This is a genomic window from Streptomyces sp. NPDC042371 (assembly GCF_056437465.1).
The window spans coordinates 358690-377366 of record NZ_JBWKAP010000001.1; the positions used below are offsets into that span (position 1 = coordinate 358690).

Here is an 18677-nt window from a genome sequence, read left to right on the forward strand (position 1 = left end):
ATTCTTGACATGTCACGACCAATTTCGGCCGCACGGCACACTCCGCCATGCGCCCCCCTCAGGCGCACCCCCTCAGGCGCACCCCCTCCGGCTCACCCCTCTTCCCGCAGCGCCTCCCCCGCCTCCCTCGCCAGGAGCCCGACGTACCGCTCGGTCCAGGCCTCGACCGTGGCCCGGTCCCACAGGTCGGTCGAGTACTCCAGGTATCCGGAGAGCACGTCGCCCGTCGGGATCAGTCCGAAGTTGAACTCCGAGCGCGCGCCCGGGACCGCGAGGTCCTCGACCGCCGTCGTCAGGCCCGGCAGCTCGACCTCCGTCTCCAGAGAGCTCTGGTACTGGAAGCCGACCGGCAGCCGGTCCGGCACCTCGGTGCCCAGCACGGCGCTCACGTCCGCCGCCACCGCACGGATCGGCGCGGCATGGTCGATGGCGCCGACCGCGCTGCGCGCCACCTGGTCCACCAGCGCCCCGAACGACGCGGCCGCGCCGCCCCGTATCCGCAGCGTGAAGGACGACACCGTGCAGGCCGCGAGCGCCTCGAACTCCCGCCGCTCACGGTTGGCGTAGGAGATGCCGAGCACGACGTCCGGCCCCTCCCCCACCTCCGCGACCAGGCGGGCCATCGCGGCCGCCGTCACCACGAAGGGGGTCGTCCGGTGCCGTCGGGCCAGCGCCTCCACATCGGCCCGCGCGGCCCGGTCCACCGTGAACAGGACCACGTCACCGGCCCCGCTCAGCTCCGCGGGGCGAGGCCGGTCCAGCGGCAGCGGCATCCCGAAGGGGGCGCCTTCCAGCTGCCGCGCCCAGTAGTCGACCAACCGGCCCTTGTCCTGCGTACGGCTCTGCTCACGCTGCCAGCGCGCGTACTCACCCGGCTGCGGGAGGCTGCCGGAATCCGCGAGGCCGTGCGGCGCCCCGGTGACCTCCGTGCGGTAGAGAGCCGCCAGCTCGCGCAGCAGAAGACTGACCGACCAGCCGTCGCAGGCCGCGTGGTGCAGGACGAAGAGCAGCACCCACCGGTCGCGGTCCACGCGCAACAGGCGCAGGACCGGGCCGAGTTCGGCCCTGATGTCGAAGGGGACGGCTGCCGTGTCCCCCGCCAGGCGCTCCGCCTCCTCGGCCGCGGCGGCCGCCGAGCCGTGCCGCGCGAACAGGTCCTCCTCCGGCAACTCCACCGGCCGCGGCCGCAGCACTTCCTGCCACCATTCGCCGCCGTCTTCCACGAAGCGTGTCCGCAACGCCTCGTGCCGGGCGACGAGTTCGGTGAGGGCGGTGCGCAGGGCCGGTACGTCCAGCACTCCCGTCAAGGTGAGCCGCATCGCCACGTTGTAGATCTGCGGGCGGGGGTGCGTGCTGTGGCGGGTGATGAAGGCGGCCTGCTGGGCGGTGACGGGGGCGCGGGCCGGGATGTCGCCGTCCCCCACCGCGTCCCCCACCGCGTCTCCCGCCGCGTCGCCGTCTCCGGTTTCGTCGACGGCTCCCGCCAGGTACGCCGCCATCGCCCGGAGCGTGGGCTCCTCGTAGAAGCGCGCGACGGGGTACTCGACGCCGAACTCCTCCCGCACGCCGTTGGCCAGCCGGATCGCCGTGATGGAGTGGCCGCCCAGCTCGAAGAAGGAGGCGTCCGGCGCGATCGCCGACGCGTCGAGGTCGAACTCCCGGGCCCAGAGCCGCTTCAGCCTGGCCTCGACGGGCACCGGGGTCGCGCTCGGGGTCGGGGTCGGCTTCGCAGGGCCGGTCGGATTCGTCACGATGCCGGGCTCGGGCAGCGCGGCCCGGTCCAGCTTGCCGTTGCCGGACAGGGGCAGCTCGGGCAGGACGGCCCAGGCGCGGGGCACCAGGTGGTCGGGCAGCAGGTCGGCCAGCTCCGCCGTCAGCCGGTCGCTGAGCTCCTGCGCCGATGCCCGCTCATGACGGCCTTGGTGGTCATGGGGGCCTTCCGGTATGACGTAGGCCCCGAGTCGCGCGTCGCCGTGCCGGTCGCGGCGGGCCAGGACGACCGCTTCGCGGACTCCGGCCAGGGCGTTGAGCGCGCGGGAGACCTCTTCGGGCTCGACGCGGTAGCCGCGTATCTTCACCTGGTCGTCCGTCCGGCCACGGAACTCCAGCGCGCCCTCGCCGCGCCAGCACACCAGGTCGCCGGTGCGGTACATCCGCCCCTCGGCGCCCCGCGGATCAAGGACGAAGCGCTCCGCCGTCAGGCCGGGACGGCCCAGGTACCCGGCGGCCACGCCGGGACCGCCGACGTACAGCTCCCCCACCTCTCCGGCGGGCACCTCACGGCCGTCCGCGTCGAGCACCCGGAGCGTGACGTTGTGCACGGGCCGACCGATCGGGATCGGCTGGCCGGGGCCGTCCGAGGTGCGCGGCTCCGCGTGGCGCGGCCCGACCGTCGCGGCCGTGCACAGCACGGTCACCTCGGTCGGCCCGTACACGTTCACCGTCTCGTACGGAGCGCCGGGGCGCGGGCGGGTGCGCATCACGTCGCCGCCGAGCAACAGGTGCCGCAGCGGCGGCTGTTGGGACTCGGGGAGCGCGAGGACCGCCTCGCCGAGGGCCGTCGGCAGGATCGAGAAGGTGACGCGCCGGTCCGCATACCAGCGGGCCAGCGCGGCCGGATCCTTGCGGACCGCCTCGTCGGCCACGACGACCGTGGCGCCCGCGGTCAGCGCGGGCCAGATCTCCAGCGCCGCGGCGTCGAAGCCCTGGCTGCAGACCGCGGCGCTGCGGTCGTCCGCGGTGAACCCGAAGCGCTCGTGGTGCCACTGGCAGACGTCGACGACGGCCCGGTGCGGGATGGCGACGCCCTTGGGTGTGCCGGTGCTGCCCGAGGTGTAGATGGCGAAGCAGAGGGACTCGGAGGTGGGCGGTGCCGTCACCGAAGGGGCGGCGGAGAGGGTGCCGGTCGCGGCGACGTCGATCACCGTCGTCCCGTCCGGCACCTCCGGCTGCCGCACCTCCGCGTCCGTGTCCGTGCCCGTGTCCGTGTCCGTGTCCGTGTCCGTGTCCGCACCACCGTGCGTCACCAGGATCCGCGCACCGCTCTCCGCGAGGATCGCCTCGGCCCGCGCCCGGCCCTGACCGGGGTCAAGCGGCACATAGCCGCGCCCCGACTTGAGGGCCGCGAGCATCGCGACGATCAGATCGGCGCCGCGCGGCAGCCACAGGGCGACCGGCGCGTCGCCTCCCGCCACGGTCCGCAGCACCGCCGCGAGCCGCTCGGCACGCTCCTCCAACTCCCCGTACGTCAGGGTGTCTTCGCCACTGATCACCGCGGTGCGGCCGGGGGCCACCTGGGCCCACCGCGACGTCAGCGAGTCGACGGTGCTGCTCGTCCGCTGCCGGACGGGCCCGTGCCGCCACTCCCTCGGCACCGCGTCCGTGCCGCCCCCCATCCCCACCGCTTCGGCGAGGACGTCCCGGAACGTCGTGAAGAGCGCGTCGACCGTCGCCTCGTCGAAGAGGTCGGTGTGGTACTCCAGGTGGCAGCGGATGCCGTCGGGCAGGTCGGTGAAGTAGACGCTGAGGTCGGTCAGCGCCTTGTCAGGACCCGAGTCGAGCGGCGTCGCCCGCACCCCCGGCAGGTCGAAGCGGAAGGGGTCGCCGGTCTCGAACTCGGCGAGCGTCTGGAACACGGGCGTCCGGTCGAGGGCGCGCGGCGGCGCCAGCTCCCGTACGACCGCCTCGAAGGGCACGTCGGCGTGGTCGTACGCGTCCAGGGCCACCCCGCGCACCCGGTCGAGGAGCGTGCCGAAGTCGGGGGCTCCTGAGAGGTCGAGGCGGAGTGCCAGGGTGTTGACGAAGAAGCCGACCACGTCCTCGTACTCGGGCGTGCGGTCGGACATCGGGGTGCCGATGACGAGGTCGTCCTGGCCGGTGACGCGGTGCAGCGCGGCCGCGTAGCCCGCGAGCAGGGTCATGAAGAGGGTACTGCGGCGCTTACGCCCGAACTCCCTTACTCTGCACGATAGTTCGGGGTCCAGCGTGCGGAACAGGGCGCGGCCGTTGGACGTCATCACGGTGGGCCTCGGCCGGTCGGTCGGCAGGGCGAGGACGGGCAGGTCGCCGTCGAGCGCCTTCTTCCAGTACGCCAGGTCCTCGGCCGCCTTCGGGCCTCCGAGCGCGTCGAGCTGGCCGCGGGCGTGGTCGGCGTAGGTGCGGGTGAGGGCGGGGAGGTCCGCGGCCGGGGCGCCCGGGAGCTGCGCGCGGTAGAGGGCGGACACGTCACGGGCGAGGACGGCGGCCGAGGCCGCGTCCATCACGATGTGGTGCAGGGACAGGACGAGGACGTGCCGCCGCTCGCCGAGCCGGACGAGGCGCGTGACGAACAGCGGCCCTTCCGCCAGATCGAAGCGGCGCCCGCTCTCCGCCTTCAGCACGTCGGCGACCGGGTCGCCGCCCGCCGTGCCGTCGACGACCTCGAAGTCCACCTCGCCCGGCGGACGCGTGAACTGGCGCGGCTCGCCCGCCACTTCGCGGAAGACCGTGCGGAGCTGGCCGTGTCGCGCGGCCAGCTCGCCCAGCGCGGCCCGCAGCGCTGGGACGTCCAGCGGGCCTTCGAGCTCGATGGCCTTGGTCTCGTTGTACGCGGTGCGGCCGGGAAGCATCCGCTCCAGGAACCAGACGCGCTGCTGACCGGGGGAAAGGGCTGCCCCTTGATCACCCGCCTGAACCGGCACTGAAGTCGGCACTGATTCCGGCACCGGCACCGGCTCCGGTGCGGCCTCCGCAGGCGTCACGTACGCGCGACGCAGTCCGTCGAAGTGCGTCAGGCCGTCCCGCAGCGCGTCCGGCTCGACCCCGAAGTCCACGAGGCCGACGACCTCGTCGGCGCCCGCCGCGCGCACCGCGTCCACGACGGGCCGCACGCTCTCGGGGCTGCCGATGAGGGCGCGCTGGTCGCAGTAGCGGTCGTAGGCACGGCGGAAGACCACGTCCAGGTCGTCCTCGGTCATCGCCGACATGTCGATCCGCTGGTCCAGGCTGTTGGCGACGTTGCCGAACAGGGAGAGGGACGAGCGCATGTACCGCGACAGCGGATCGCGCGCCACGGCGCGGGCCGTCGCGTGGTCCTCGGCGAGGTAGGTGTGCAGCAGTACGGCCACGTGCCCGGCGTCCGGGTCCAGGCCGCACTCGGCGCGCGTACGGCGGTAGAGCGCGACGTTGTCGCGGAGTTGCTCGACGCTCTGCGTCATGAGGTTGGTGACGATGCCGACGTCGTTGCGCGCCGCCAGCTCGTACGAGGCCGGGTTGCCGACGACCGCCGTGTACATCGGCGGGGCGTCCTGGACCGGGCGGGGGAACAGGCGCAGATCGCTCTCGCCGTTCCCGGTGGTGCGGCGCACCGGCTCGCCCCGCCACAACTGCCGTACCTCCGCGACCTGTTCGTACATCTTCTCCTTGTGGGAGCCGAAGCGCTCCGGGAAGAAGACGAAGTCGTTGGCGTGCCAGCCGCTGGCGCAGCCGATGCCGATCCGGCCGCCGGAGAGGTTGTCGACCATCGACCACTCCTCGGCGACGCGGATCGGGTCGTGCAGCGGCAGCACGACGGACCCCGCGTTGATGCGGATGCGCCCGGTCTCGCGGGCGAGCGCGGCGGCGAGCACGACGGGGTTCGGGAAGAGCCCGCCGAAGGAGTGGAAGTGCCGCTCGGGGATCCACAGGGAGTGGAAGCCGTGGCGGTCGGCGAACCGGGCGGTCTCCAGGAGGTGGTCGTACTTGCCGTGCCGAGGGCCCGCCTCGTCCTGCGGGTAGTCCCCGAAGAAGTAGACGCCGAAGTCGAGAGGGCGGGCGGGCTGCTGCTGCTTCGGCTGCACGGTCGCCGCCGCGCTGTTCCAGGCCATGGCCTGTGGCTTGGCCACGGGAGCGGGCGCGGGTGCGGGAGCCGGAGCGGGTACGGGGACAGGTTGGGGAGACCGTCGCGTGGCCCCCGCGCGGGCGCCACCCGGGCTGCCGAGGGAGAACCCCGCACCGCGCAGCTCCCGCAGCGAGTCCTTCACCGCGTCCACGATGAACTCGACGTCGCCGTCGGAGTGTTCGGTGGACAGGAAGAAGTTGCGCCACTCCCACACGTGCACGCCGCGCAGCATGAGGTGGTGGTAGAGCAGCTCCATGTCCGCGCGGTGCTCGAAGCGGAACATCGAGCCGAAGTGGCTCATGCTCAGGGCGAACCCCTCGGCCTCGAAGAAGGCGTTGAGGGTGGCGGCCAGTTCGTCCGTGCGGGCGTTCAGCCGCTCCTGGAGCCGCGGGCTGTGCTCCTTGAGGTGGGCGAGCACGGCACGGGTGGCGACCATCGACACCGGGTGCTGGATGTAGGTGCCGCCGAAGAAGGTGGTGTCGGCGGCCGGGTAGCTGGCGTCCCCGTAGCTCCAGTGGCCGCCGTCGATGCCGTCCATGATGTCGGCACGGCCCGCGATGGCCCCGATGGGGAAGCCTCCGCCCAGCAGTTTTCCGTACGTGGCCAGGTCGGGCGTGACCCCGTAGAGCTCCTGGGCGCCGCGCGGCGCGGGGCGGAAGCCGGTCAGCATCTCGTCGAAGAGCAGCACGATGCCGTATCGCCGGGTCAGTTCGCGAAGCCGACGCACGAAGTCGGCGGGCCGCAGGGAGGGGTGGCGGCTCTGGACGGGCTCCACGACGACCGCGGCGATGTCGGCGGCCTGCTGCTCGATGACGGCGAGGCTCTCCTCGCTGCCGTACGGCAGGACGAGCAGGTCGGCGACGGCGTTGTGCGGGACGCCCGCGGACATCGGGACGGTCGTGAGGCCTTCGCCACCGGTGCGCGGGGAGCGGCCGAGCACATTGTCGTTGTGGCCGTGGTACGCGCCCTCGAAGGTGATGATGCGGGAGCGCCCGGTGGCGGCGCGGGCGAGCCTGATGGCCGCGGAGTTCGCCTCCGTACCGGAGTTGGCGAAGGCGACGCGCTCCATGCCGGTCAGCTCGGCGAGCAGCTCGGCGGCCTCGCCGGTCTCCACGTTGCGCGGGCCGAGCTGGATGCCGCGCGAGAGGTGCTCGCGGACCGCATCGGTGACGAAGGCGGGCTCGTGGCCGAAGAGCAGGACGCCGAACCCCATCGTGATGTCGACGTACCGGTTGCCGTCGATGTCCTCCAGCCACGACCCCCGCGCCCGCCGCCCCGCGATCGGGTACAGCATCTCCTTCGTACTGCTGCGGAAGCCGACCGCCGCCCTGCTGTCGGCGAGCACGCGGCGGTAGCGCTGGGCGATGCTCTTCGACGTGGGCGTCTTCGCGGTGTAGCGGCGCACCAGGTCGTCGAGGTGGGCCCGCTGGCTGTCGGAGGCGTTGGTGCGGATCATCCCCGAGCCGCGGGCGACCTCCGGGCGCGGCCCGTGCTGGGCCGGTCTGGACGCCGGGGGCTCCGCCGCCTCCGGCCCCGCATCCGGCCCCGCATCCGGCTCGGGCTCCTCTTGGGCGCCCATCTGCCGGGCGATGCGCTGCGAGAGCTCGGCCATCGCGGCGAGATCCTGGTCGACCGCGGCGGCGGCGGCCGAACGGTCGGCGTACTCGGTCCCGGTCACCGTCCCGCCTTCCCGTCGGCGGCGACGTGCGACGTCTGCGCGGCCAGCAACTGCGAGAGCTGTCCCATCAGTTGCAGCTGCATCTGCGCCAACTGGTGGACCTGCCGGACGAGGTCGTCCACTTCGCGCCGGGTGGCGTACTCGGCGGAGGGCGGCGACACAACCGTTTCTACCGGAGCCACAGGAGCCGGGGCAGGCATCACGGGCGAAGGAACCGAAGGAGCCGAAGGAGCCGAAGGAGCCAGCGAAACCGAGGGAGCCGTCGCAAGCGACGGACCATCCGCCCCCGCGGACTTCCCCGCAATGATCACCGCGAGCCCCCTGGCCGTCCCCGCCTCCTCGAAGAGCTCCCGCATCGACACCTTGACCTGGTGCTCCTCCTCCAGCTCCCGGAGCACCCCGATCATCTGCAGCGAGTCCGCGCCGAGGTCGAAGAAGGACGCGTCCTCGGCTATCTCGCTGGTGTCGTAGCTGAGGTGCTTCGCGGTGACCTTGATGATGTGCTGGAGCACCCGCTCGACGGCTGCCTCGTCCTGTGCCACTTCCGCCCCATCCCTTGTCGCTCGTACACGTTCTCGTTCGGGTCGTACGGGTTGTACGGGCCGGGGAAGGTGGTTCTCCGGCCCTGTCCAGTAGTCCTTGTGCTGGAACCGGTATCCGGGCAGCGGAATCCTGCGTCCCGCCCCGCCCATGAAGGTCCGCCAGTCGACCGGCGCCCCGGCCCGGTACAGCCCGGCGGCCGCGTCCCACAGCGGTTCGAGCCCCGCGCCGCGCCGCAGCGAAGGATGCGCCGTCCGGCCGGGTAGCCCCCGGAGCTCCCGACGGGCCAGGCCGCTGAGTGTCGTGTGCGGGCCGATCTCCATCAGCGCGCCCACGCCGTCGTACGAGGCGTCCAACTCCCGCAGTACGTCGAGGAATCGGACCGGTTCGCGCGCCTGACGTACGAAATAGTCGGCGTCCGGAACCCACCCGGCAGGCCGGGTGCGCCCGTCGAGTCCGCTCACGAACGGCACGCGCCCCGGCCTCAGCCGCACCCCGCCCACCAGCTCGCGCAGCCCGTCGAGGACCGGGTCCATGAGGGCGGTGTGGAAGGCCTGCCGCACGGGGAGTTCGCGTGCGTGGATGCCGCGCCCGGCGAGGAGTTCCGTCAGGCGTGCCATGGCGGCCGCCGGGCCCGCGAGCACCTGGCTCTGCTCGCCGTTCGTGACGGTGAGCTCCACGCCGGGCACCTCCGCGGCCAGCTTCTCCGCCGTCCGCAGGTCCGTCGGGACCGCGACCATCGCGCCCGGCGCGCACCGCTCCCGCATGAGCCTGCCCCGCCTTGCGGTCAGCCGCAGCCCGTCCGCCATGCTCAGCACGCCCGCCGCGTACAGCGCGCCGTACTCCCCCACGCTGTGCCCGGCCACCACGCCCGGCTCGATCCCGGCCTCCCGCCACAGCCGGACCAGGGCGCACTGCAGCGCGAAGAGGGCGGGCTGCGCCACTTCGGTCGCCAGGACCGGCTCCCCCGGGCCCTCGCCCGCGGCGCCGAGCAGCGGACCGAGGAGGCTGTCCCCGCCGGTGAGCCCGGCGAACTGCCGCTCGCAGGCGTCCAGGACCTCGCGTACGACGGGAAAGCGCTCGTGGAGGTCGCGGGCCGCGCCCCGGTGGAGACTGCCCTGCCCCGTGAAGAGGAACCCGACCTCGGCACCCCCCACGACCGGCGCTGCGGACGACTTCGACTGCCGCTGCGCGAGCCAGTCGTCCAGCGCACCGGTCAGCGCGGCCACCGTGTCGCCCCGCAGCGCGAGCCGGTGTCTGCGGTGGGAGCGGCCGACGGCCAGCGTGGTCACGAGGTCGGCGTGGTGCGTCGCGGGGTGCGCGCGCAGGTGGTCGCGGAGGGCCTCGGCGTTGTCGGTGAGCGCCTTCTCCGTGTGTCCCGCGACCACCAGGACGCCCGGTGCCCGTAATTCCGGCTCGTCGGCGGCCGGGCGGGGCGCGGGCTCGGGGGCCTCTTCCAGGACTACGTGGACGTTGGTGCCGCCGACCCCGAACGAGCTGACGCAGGCCCTGCGCGGCCCGTCGTCCGCGGGCCACGGGCGGGCGGACTCCGGGATGTAGAACGGGCTCGCCGCGAGGTCCAGGGCCGGGTTGGGGCGGCGGAAGTTGGCCATCGGCGGGATGACGCGGTGCCGCAGCACCAGCAGCGCCTTGACCAGGCTCGCCAGGCCCGAACACACGTCGAGGTGACCGATGTTGGCCTTGACCGAGCCGAGCGCGCAGTACCCCGTGCGGTCGGTGTCGGCGCGGAACGCGGCCGTGGCTCCCTCGAACTCGATGGGGTCGCCCTTGAACGTGCCGGTGCCGTGCGTCTCCAGATAGCCGACGGTGGCCGCGTCGACGCCCGCCCGCCGCAGGGCGCGGCGGATCGCTCCCCGCTGGCCGTCCGCGCTGGGCGCGCTGAACGCCCTCTTGTCCGCGCCGTCGTTGTTCACCCCCCAGCCCCGGATGACGCCGTGGATGTGGTCGCCGTCCGCGACGGCCCGGTCGAGGCGCTTGAGTACCACCGCCACCACGCCCGTGCCGCCGACGGTCCCGTCCGCGTCGGCGTCGAAGGGCCGCAGGAAGCCGCTCTTGGAGAGGATGGAACCCTTGACGTACTGGTAGCCGAGCACCTGCGGCACATGGAGGGCGGTGGCACCGGCGACAGCGATGTCACACTCCCCCGCGACCACAGACTGCGCGGCGAGGTAGGCGGCGGTGAGCGAACTGGAGCACGCCGTCTGGATGTTGACGGCGGGGCCCGTCAGGCCGAGCCGGTAGGCGGCGCGGTTGGCGGTGAAGTCGGTGAAGTTGCCGATGGTGACCTGCAGTCCGGCGACCCAGTCCGCGATGCCGCCCTGGAGGACGTTGTTCTGGAGGTAGGTCTGGAGGGAGTAGAGGTGGTAGCCGGTACTGGCGTACACCCCGACGTCATGGCGACCGCCGCCCGAGCCCTTCGTACCCCCCGGGTCCCCCGCATACCCCGCGTTCTCCAGCGCATGGTGGACGCACTCCAGGAACAGCCGTTGCTGCGGGTCGGTGATCCGCGCCTCGTGCGCGCTCATCCCGAAGAACCCCGCGTCGAACCCCGCGATGCCGTCGAGCACGCCGCTCGCCCCGACGAACTCCTCGGCCCGGTACTCCTCCTCGGGCACCCCAGCGGCCGCGAGTTCGGCGTCGGTGAAGCGGCGGATGCGGTCGGCGCCGTCGCGGATCGTGCGCCAGAACTCCTCCGGGGTGTCGGCGCCGGGCAGCCGGAAAGACATGCCGACGACGGCCACGGCATCACGGGCGGAAGTGGCGGTGGCGGTGGTCATCTGGCCTCGCTCTCACTCTCGCGCTCGCTCTCGCGCTCCACGGGGTCGCTGCTCGTCCGGTCCGGCGGATCCTGCGCCGCCGGTGGTGGTTCCGTCCTTCGCCCTTGGCGCACCAGGGCGACGAACATCCCGACGCACAGCACGATCGCCAACCCGTGCAGCAGGCCCACCACTTGGAACGGCGAGAAGCGGTCCAGGAGCGCGCCGCTGACCAGCATGCCGAGGCCGAATCCGGTGTTCTCGACCGACGCGGAGAGCCCGAACAGCCGACCGCGCTGCTCGTCGGGGGCCGCCTGGAGACGGGTGACGTAGGCGATCTCGGTGAGCCCGTCGGCCATGCCCGCGACGAGGGCGGCCGCGACCGCCACGTACGTGGGCAGCCCGGCGAAGACCACGATGAACGCCGCCGACATCACACAGGCCCCGACCGCGAACGCCCGCTCCCCCGGCCCCTGCCGCCCGCCACGCCCCGCCCACCGCCCGCACAGCTGCTGCATGACGATGTTGCCGATGGCCCACGTGGCCCAGAACTGGCTGACGAACGTGGCCGGATGGGACGGGTCGAGGTCGCTGGAGTAGACCGGCAGCGCCACGTTGTGGGACGAGGAGCCGAGGCCGTCCGCGGCCCTGAGCGCGATCATGAGGGCGAGAACGGGTGCGGCACGCAGCAGGAGCAGAGCACCGCCGCCCCCTCCGAGGGCCCCCTTCACCGCCTTCTCCTGAACGACCTCCCCACCTGCCCCGGCCTCCTTCTCCCGCTCCGCCCTCGTACGAATCGGAAGGGAGAGCAGCACGCAAGCGGAGACCGCGAAGGTGGCGGCGTCCAGGGAGATGGCGGCGACGTAGCCCAGTTGCGCGACCACGACACCCGCGGAGGCGAAACCGGCGATCATGGCCAGCGAACGCCCGGTCGCGAGGAGCGAGTTGGCCCGAAGGCGCAGCTCGCCGCCGACGATCTCGGGGATGCTGCTGCGCAGCGCGACGCCGGAGAGGGTCGAGCAGAAGCCGGTCACGACGGCCAGCACGTACAACAGCCCCGCACGTCCCCCGTCGGGAGCGAGCAGCAGCGCTATCATGGCGGCGCACTGCGTGAGATCGGCGCCGACCATCAACCTCTTCCGGTCGTACGCCGAGACCAGCCGTCCGCTCACAAAGCCGGAGACGACACTGGTCAACAGGCGTACGGCCATGAAGATCCCCGCGGCCAGGGCGCTGTCGGTCACCTCATAGATGAAGACGTTGAGGGCGACCATGTTCAGGTAACTGCCGTACGCCGATATGCCGTTGCCCACGACGAGCAGACGAAAGTGCCGCAAGCTTCCCCCCTGGTCCACGCGCCGGGCTGCCATTGAGAACGTGCACGGCTGCGCTCAGCCGAGGCCGTCTTCACACTCACCCGCCCCGAAGCGCGCACACAGTCCCTCGAATTGGGGACTTGACACCATCCGTCGCGCTCAGTAGCGCCACGTCTCCCCTGAGTGCGCGGGGTTTCCTTTCTGTTTCTTCACGACCATGGTTAGATCACGTTGCGGCCACAGCCGTCGTACCTGTTGACAGTCCCTCCCGGAGGGAAGATGCCAGTAAGCAGCCGCCCCCCGAACCCGCCGGCGTTGTCCCACAGGGAGCGTCAGGTGCTGGCCCATATCGCGGCAGGCCTCTCCCACAAGCAGATCGCCAGGCGTCTGGGCATCAGCGTGCACACCGTGAGCACGTACCTGCGCCGCATCCGCAGCAAGCGCACCGCGCCCACGGTGGCCCATCTGATCCACCTCAGCCACACGGAGGACTGCTGACGGCCCTGTTTTTTGTCCACGGGCACGAACAGGGGCTGTGAGACAACGCGCCGACCGATGAAATCAATGAGGCACGACCGGGGCCGCCGCCGCTCGGGGGGAGCTTCCCGCCCGTCGGGGGAGAGCGGGAAGTACCGCGGCGGCGGCTCCGGTTGGTGCAGTTCAGCCGCCGCGCCGCACCCGTGCCGCCCTGCGGGCCTCCGCGAGCTTGCGGGCCTCGCCGGACTTGCGGGACGGCTTGCCGCCCGTGCCGCCGGAGGAGTCCTTGGTGGTGCCGAGGCCGCGGAAGGGGGCGTTGGTGTTCTTGCGGCCCGTGCCGGGGCCGCCGTCGAGCGGGGTGCCCGAGGGCGCCTTCGCCCCGGTGATCCGAGTCAGCTGCGCCTCGCCCGAGCGCACCTTGGTGACCGTCGGCTCGATGCCTGCCTCGGCGGCCACGCGGGTCATCTCGCGCCGCTGGGCGGACAGCACGAGGGTGACGACGCGGCCGGACTCACCGGCCCGGGCGGTGCGGCCCGCGCGGTGCAGATAGTCCTTGGGGTCGGTCGGCGGGTCGACGTTGACAACGAGGTCGAGGTCGTCGACGTGCAGGCCGCGGGCCGCGACGTTGGTCGCCACCAGGACGGTGATCTGGCCGCCCTTGAACTGCGCGAGGGTCCGGGAGCGCTGCGGCTGGGACTTGCCGCTGTGCAAGGCCGCCGCGTGGACGCCGCTGTCCCGCAGGTGCCGGGTGAGCCGGTCGACGGCGTGCTTGGTGTCCAGGAAGAGGAGGACGCGGCCGTCCCGGGCGGCGATCTCCGTGACGACGGCGTACCGGTCGGGGCCGTGGACGACCAGGACGTGGTGGTCCATCGTCGTGACCGCGCCCGCGGACGGGTCGACGGAGTGGACGACGGGGTCGTTGAGGTAGCCGCTGACCAGCTGGTCGACGTCGCGGTCCAGGGTGGCCGAGAACAGCATCCGCTGCCCGCCCGGGCGCACCTGGTCGAGGGCCTCCGTGACCTGCGGCAGGAAGCCCATGTCGCACATCTGGTCGGCCTCGTCGAGGACGGTGATCCGGACCTGGCCCAGTCTGCAGCCCTTGCGGTCGATGAGGTCGTGCAGACGTCCGGGGGTGGCCACGACGACCTCGGCCCCGTCCCGCAGCGCGGCGGCCTGCCGACCGATCGAGATGCCGCCGACGACCGTGGCCAGCCGCAGCCGCAGCGCCTCCGCGTACGGCATGAGCGCCTCGGTGACCTGCTGGGCGAGCTCACGGGTGGGCACCAGGACCAGCCCGAGGGGCTGCTTGGACTCGGCGCGCCGCCCGGCGATCCGTGCGAGCAGCGGCAGACCGAAGGCGAGCGTCTTGCCCGAGCCGGTGCGCCCGCGCCCCAGGACGTCCCGGCCCGCGAGGGCGCTGGGCAGGGTGGCGGCCTGGATCGGGAAGGGCTCGGTGACGCCGAGTTCGTCGAGCTTGCGCAGCAGCGCGCCCGGCAGCCCCAGGTCCGCGAAAGCGGAAGCCGAAGCGGAGGCGGAAGCGGAGGCAGCGGAATCAGGAGTACCGGAATCGGGAGAGTCTGCGGCGGCCGGGGTGCCGGGGCGGTCCTGGGGGTTCATGGCGAGCAGCCTTCCGCATCGGGAGCGTACGCGTACCGAGGAAGGCCCGGCAGGCTTCGGCCCAGCGGGCGCGGGCCGGAGTGGAGCGCCGCTCCGGCCGGGCCGGAGCGGGTGGGGCAGACGAGCCGGGCTGTACGCCGGGTTCTGTACCGCGGGTCCTCGCGGACGTCGCGGTGACGGCCATCCATCTAGGACCGGCATTGCTGCCGGCCTCGTGCGGTCTACCCGCGGACTCGGGCGGGCAGCCCTCGATCGTCCGCGCAGAAGCGCCTTTTCCTGAGAAGAGGCGCTTCCTCTTGACCTTGCTCCAGGTGGGGTTTACCTAGCCGCCTGAGTCACCTCAGGCGCTGGTGGTCTCTTACACCACCGTTTCACCCTTACCGAGGGCCTTGCGGTCCCCGGCGGTCTGTTCTCTGTGGCACTGTCCCGCGGGTCACCCCGGGTGGCCGTTAGCCACCACCTTGCCCTGTGGAGCCCGGACGTTCCTCGGGAAGGGCCCCCGAAGGGGTCTTCACGCGGCCGCCCGCCCGGCTCGTCTGCCGTGCCGACCATGGTACCCGCCGGTCCCCCCGGCCCGGTCCCGCGGCCGCCGTCGCCAGGAACGATCCGGCGAGGATCAGCGCGAAGGCCGCCACGACGTCCCCCGTCAGCGGCTCGGAGAGGAAGGTGACGCCCGCCGCCACCTGCCGCACGGCCCGAGCGGGGCACGGGCCCACACCGCCTGCTCGCGGGCCCACCCCGTCTCCGCACCCCCACCGTTCATCGGCTGCCCGCTCCCCCAGTGATGCACCGCCCGGCCGTCTCACCGGTCCAACGCCCGCGAGCCCCTCTTCCACGCCGCCCCGAGGTCCGCGCCGTCGGGAAACCGTCCGTGGATCTCCAGGATGACCATGCCGTGCGCGAACGCCCAGGCGGCGCGGGCCAGATCGGTGTCCCCGCCGCAGGCCCGCATCAGGGGTGCGGCGGCCCGCTCCTCCAGGCCCTGCGGCAGGGCGTGGCGCGGGAGGGGGCGTTCGGTGGCCAGGCGGTAGAGGTGGGGATGGCGCAGGGCGTAGGCGCGGTAGGCCTCGGTCAGGGCGTCGAGGGAGCCGGGGGCGGCGGTCTCGGCCGCCTCGCAGGCGACCGCGGACTCGTCGAGCATCTGCGCGATCAGCTCCACCTCCACCGCGGACTTGTCGGGGAAGTGCTTGTAGAGGGAGGGGGCCTTGATGCCGAGCCGGTCGGCGAGCGAGCGCATCGTGAGCTTCTCGGCACCGGACTCCTCGAGGAGCGCGCGGGCGGCGGCGACGATCTCCCTGGCGCGGGGTGTGAGGTGCTGACCCCACACAGGAAGACCACCTGCCTGCTGCTGGCGCTCGTGCTCTTGAGGCTCTTGCTGGTCAGCCACGCTGGAAGCCGTCCTTCGTACGCAGTCCATAGCCGAAGGCGCGATCGTACGAGATGTGGGCGAGCCAGCCGCACAGGGCGGCGAAGGCGGGGGCCCAGACGACGGGCGTGAAGGTGTAGAGCGCGATGAGCGCGACGGGGAGCAGCGCGCGGTGCGCGGTGTTGTAGTACGGGACGGCGCGGGGCGGCAGCTGCCCCTTCGCCATGTGGGGCGCGTCCCGCAGGCCCGCCAGGAACGTCAGGTCCGGGGCGATGAAGAAGGCACCGGCGAGCAGTCCCGCGAGCCAGCCGTGATTGACGGCTTCGAGCACGGCGAAGGCGGTCCAGAAGAGCGCGTTGGCGAACCAGGCCGTACGCCGGGTCACGGCGAGGGCGCGCTGCACGGGGGACGTGGGGACGGTGGTGGCCGGGGCCGGGGTGGCGGTCACGGTAGTCGGGGTCAGGGCGCTCATGGAGTCCTCCTCCGAAGTACGGAACCTCGCGGGTTAACATCGTTAGCCAGAACCTACGGCTAACACTGTTAGCCGTCAAGGGGTCACCGCAAGATTCCCTGACACACCCACCGGACCGCGCGCTTGACCTTGCCGCAGCGTCAACGTTTCTACTGAGCTCATGCGGATCGGAGAACTCGCCGCCCTGGTCGGCGTCACCACGCGCGCCATCAGGCACTACCACCACCAGGGCCTGTTGCCGGAGCCCGAGCGGCGCCCCAACGGCTACCGCGAGTACGGGCTGCGGCACGCCGTCGTCCTGGCCCGCGTCCGGCGGCTGACCGAGCTCGGCCTGGGCCTCGCCGAGGTACGGGACGTACTGGCGGACGACGCAGGCCGCGAGCTCGCCGAGGTTCTAGGCGAACTGGACGCGGACCTCGCCCGACAGGAGGCCGCGATCCGTGAACGCAGGGCGCGCGGAGCGACTCTTCACGCACGAGGCAGCCGACGGCGTGCTGGACCTGCCGGTCGCCTCGACGACGTCACTCACCCTGGAGCTGACCGAACCCGTGACGGCCGTCGGCTTCCTGGGGAAACGGCGCGAGGTGAAGACGATCCGCCTGCACGCGGACGACCCGACGCGGCTCCTCACCGCCCTCAAGGAACAGCTGCCCGCCCGCCCGGCGTCTCCCACGGACCACCGTCACGCGGGGGCGAACTGAACCTTCGCCGTACCCGGGTCGGCCTGGGTGAGCCGGACCCGCAGCCGCTCTCCCAGGGGCAGCTTCGCCGAGCCGCCCTCGATCCGGGCCACGATGGCGGGCTCCGCCAACTGCACGGTTCCGACGGCAGGTTCGCTCTCCTTCACATCCACCACCACCGCGTCGAACATCTCGCCGACCCGCCCCTCCAGCAGTGCGGCCTCGACGATGTCCACGCACTCCCGCTCCACGGTGTTGCCGCGCCGGGTGCCGTCCGCCATCTCCTTGGGCAGCTCGTCCAGGGCGGCGAGCACCCACTCCGGGGGCGGTTCTTCGGCGCAGGCCGCGAGGCAGAGTTCGGCGGCGTAGCGGTCGACGAGGCGGCGCAGGGGGGCGGTGCAGTGGGTGTAGGGGGCGGCGACCGCGGCGTGGGTGGTGAGCTCGGGGACGTCGCCGCCGCGGAACGTCGTGTAGCCCGCGCCGCGCAGCAGGGTCGTGCACTCCTGGAGGAAGGCGGCGTGGTGCGGCCGGCGGGGGTCGAGGGAGCGTACGAGCTGCGCGTACGACACGTGGTGCGGCCAGTCGATGTGCAGCGCCCCCGCGGTGCGGCGCAGACGGCTCACGGCGCCGTCGGGGGCGGTGGGCAGCGTCCGCAGCACGCCCGTCCCCGAGGCGATCATGAGCTCGGCGGCGGCCATGCCGGTGAGGAGCGAGATCTGGGCGTTCCAGCCGTCGGCGGGGAGCGGGGCGCGGAAGCCGAGCTCGTACGCTCCGTCGCGCTCGACGATCTCCTGCTCGGGCACGTCGAGGGAGATGCCGCCGCGCTCGACCTCCAACTGCTCGCGCAGTCGGCCGATGTCCCGCAGCAGCGCGACGGGCTCCTCCGCGGTGCCGTCGTCGATGGCCGCCTGCACCCCTGCGTAGTCGAGTTTCGCGCGGCTCCTGACGAGGGCGCGGCGCACGTCGGTCCGCTCGGTGCGGCCTTCCCCGTCCAGGTCGATGGTCCACAGCACGGCCGGGCAGGTCTGCCCGGGGAGCAGACTGGCGGCGCCCTCGCTCAGCGAGGTGGGATGCAGCGGAACTCTCCCATCGGGGAAGTACAGGGTGGTGACGCGGCGATGAGCCTCACCATCGAGCGGCCCGCCAGCCGTCACATACGCGGCGACGTCGGCGATCGCATACGTCACCCGGAACCCGCCGCCGTCGCGCCGTGCCAGGTGCATGGCCTGGTCGAGGTCGACGGAGGTGGGCGGGTCGACGGTGAAGAGGGGCAGGTCCGTGGCGTCGCGCTCCGGAAGCCGGGGCGACGCGGCGGCCCGGTCCGCGTCCGCGAGGACGTCGGCGTCGAACTCTTCCGGTACGTCGAGTCTCGTACGCAGCTCACGCAGCGCGGCCCGCAGGGGAGCCTCGGCTGCGGCGGTCACGCGGAAGTGGCGGCGGGGCATGCGTCGAGCGTATGGCCCCGACCGCCCCACGGCACGCTGCGGCGTACGCCGGGCTTTGACGGCGCCCTGTGGCCCCCCATACCGGGGGCCTCGGCGGGTGGGCTCTCCCGGATACCCCGTGCAGCCCCAAACAGTCCCGCCGCTCCGCGGCGGATGTCCCCCACCCACCCACCCGTTTACCCCGCGACGTCCAGCGGGAGTAGGGGCCGGGGCTGCCCCGCCGTGGGCAGGGCGGGGGTCGGTGGGACACCCCGCAGCCGCCAGCAAGACCAGCGGCCGGGGAGGCCCTCCGCCCCCGCCGGGCCGCAGCCGCGTACGAGACGCGAGGGGACGCGGGGGTATGTGCGCACGGAGCACCGAGCCGAACCTGACAGCCAGAAGCTCATCAGGCGCGGCGTAGGGATAGCGAGTACGTACATACCCCCGCGGCCCCGCACCCACAAGCAGACAGC

At 72.7% G+C, this 18677-nt stretch carries 9 protein-coding genes, 1 other RNA gene and 1 pseudogene; 3 read left to right on the top strand and 8 right to left on the bottom strand.

Going from position 1 to position 18677, the window contains the following annotated elements:
• Positions 1–92 precede the first annotated feature (92 nt).
• From AC068B_RS01620 to AC068B_RS01630, 3 genes are read right to left on the bottom strand one after another with little or no spacing between them, the layout of a single operon-like run.
• Complete coding sequence (locus AC068B_RS01620; RefSeq protein WP_478668287.1) at positions 93–7535, bottom strand: MupA/Atu3671 family FMN-dependent luciferase-like monooxygenase; 7443 nt, start codon at positions 7533–7535, stop codon at positions 93–95.
• Complete coding sequence (locus AC068B_RS01625) at positions 7532–10873, bottom strand: type I polyketide synthase (protein WP_478668288.1); 3342 nt, start codon at positions 10871–10873, stop codon at positions 7532–7534. The genes AC068B_RS01620 and AC068B_RS01625 overlap by 4 nt, the downstream gene beginning before the upstream one ends.
• Positions 10870–12189 (bottom strand): MFS transporter, encoded by a 1320-nt coding sequence (locus AC068B_RS01630; protein ID WP_478668289.1) that lies wholly within the window; start codon positions 12187–12189, stop codon positions 10870–10872. Before AC068B_RS01630 ends, AC068B_RS01625 begins: the two co-directional genes overlap by 4 nt.
• A 258-nt stretch (positions 12190–12447) precedes the next feature.
• Here AC068B_RS01630 and AC068B_RS01635 point away from each other — a divergent pair, with 258 nt between their 5' ends.
• Positions 12448–12666 carry a response regulator transcription factor gene (locus AC068B_RS01635; protein WP_150183830.1) on the top strand — a complete coding sequence of 73 codons (219 nt, stop codon included), beginning with the start codon at positions 12448–12450 and terminating at the stop codon, positions 12664–12666.
• 162 nt (positions 12667–12828) lie between these two features.
• Here AC068B_RS01635 and AC068B_RS01640 read toward each other — a convergent pair whose 3' ends face one another.
• The 4 genes from AC068B_RS01640 to AC068B_RS01655 all read right to left on the bottom strand — a co-directional run bounded on the left by AC068B_RS01640 (position 12829) and on the right by AC068B_RS01655 (position 16100).
• Complete coding sequence (locus AC068B_RS01640) at positions 12829–14262, bottom strand: DEAD/DEAH box helicase (RefSeq protein ID WP_478668291.1); 1434 nt, start codon at positions 14260–14262, stop codon at positions 12829–12831.
• 117 nt (positions 14263–14379) lie between these two features.
• Positions 14380–14797, bottom strand: an RNA gene (gene rnpB, locus AC068B_RS01645) — RNase P RNA component class A.
• Between the two features lie 267 nt (positions 14798–15064).
• On the bottom strand, positions 15065–15589 hold the full coding sequence (locus AC068B_RS01650; protein ID WP_478669207.1) for a TetR/AcrR family transcriptional regulator: 525 nt from the start codon (positions 15587–15589) through the stop codon (positions 15065–15067).
• Positions 15590–15641: 52 nt separating this feature from the next.
• Positions 15642–16100, bottom strand: coding sequence for a DUF4260 family protein (locus AC068B_RS01655; protein ID WP_478668293.1), 459 nt, complete (start codon positions 16098–16100; stop codon positions 15642–15644).
• 160 nt (positions 16101–16260) lie between these two features.
• Between AC068B_RS01655 and AC068B_RS01660 the strand changes: the two are divergent.
• Both AC068B_RS01660 and AC068B_RS01665 read left to right on the top strand, forming a co-directional pair.
• A pseudogene (locus AC068B_RS01660) lies at positions 16261–16575 on the top strand (MerR family transcriptional regulator); the annotation flags it as partial.
• Complete coding sequence (locus AC068B_RS01665) at positions 16541–16801, top strand: hypothetical protein (RefSeq protein ID WP_478668294.1); 261 nt, start codon at positions 16541–16543, stop codon at positions 16799–16801. The pseudogene AC068B_RS01660 and the gene AC068B_RS01665, both read left to right, overlap by 35 nt.
• Here AC068B_RS01665 and AC068B_RS01670 read toward each other — a convergent pair.
• Positions 16783–18225, bottom strand: a complete 1443-nt coding sequence (locus AC068B_RS01670) for an RNB domain-containing ribonuclease (protein ID WP_478668295.1) — start codon at positions 18223–18225, stop codon at positions 16783–16785. The two genes, AC068B_RS01665 and AC068B_RS01670, sit on opposite strands and share 19 nt — an antisense overlap.
• Positions 18226–18677 lie beyond the last annotated feature (452 nt).